A 796-nucleotide genomic window follows, 5' to 3' on the forward strand; every position below is an offset into this window, starting at 1 on the left:
TCGGCGCCCTTCACCAGGTCCTCGACCACCTTCTTCGCGTCGCCGAACACCATCATGGTCTTGTCCATGTAGAAGAGCTCGTTGTCGAGGCCGGCGTAACCGACGCTCATCGAACGCTTGACCACGATCACGGTGCGCGCCTTGTACGCTTCCAGGATCGGCATGCCGTAGATCGGGCTCGCCTTGTCCTTCTGCGCGGCCGGGTTCACCACGTCGTTGGCGCCGATCACCAGCACCACGTCGGTGTTCGAGAAGTCGGAGTTGATCTCCTCCATCTCCTGCACCTGCTCGTACGGCACTTCGGCTTCGGCCAAGAGCACGTTCATGTGCCCCGGCATCCGGCCGGCCACCGGGTGGATCGCGTAGCGCACGTTCACACCCTTCTCGGTCAGCAGGTTGGCGAATTCCTGCAACGCGTGCTGCGCGCGCGACACCGCCAGGCCGTAGCCCGGCACGATGATCACGCTGTCGGCGTTGCTCATCAGGAAGGCCGCGTCCTCGGCCGAGCCCGATTTGTAGTTCTTCGGGCCGGACGCGCCGCCACCGCCGGTCGCCGCCTCGGCGCCGAAGCCGCCCAAGAGCACCGACACGATCGAGCGGTTCATCGCCTTGCACATGATGTAGGACAGGATCGCGCCGGACGCGCCGACGCAGGCGCCGGCGATGATCAGCACCGGGTTGTTCAGCGTGAAGCCGATGCCCGCTGCCGCCCAGCCCGAGTACGAGTTGAGCATCGACACCACCACCGGCATGTCGGCGCCGCCGATCGGGATGATCAGCGTGACGCCGAGCACCA

Annotated in this window: 1 protein-coding gene; it reads right to left on the minus strand. The window is 65.8% G+C overall.

The genetic code is table 11. The features are described 5' to 3' along the window. On the minus strand, positions 1-796 hold a 796-nt coding region (locus GZH52_RS16620; protein WP_163318041.1), incomplete at both ends, for an NAD(P)(+) transhydrogenase (Re/Si-specific) subunit beta.

The organism is Crenobacter caeni (genome assembly GCF_010435965.1).
GTDB lineage: Bacteria > Pseudomonadota > Gammaproteobacteria > Burkholderiales > Chromobacteriaceae > Craterilacuibacter > Craterilacuibacter caeni.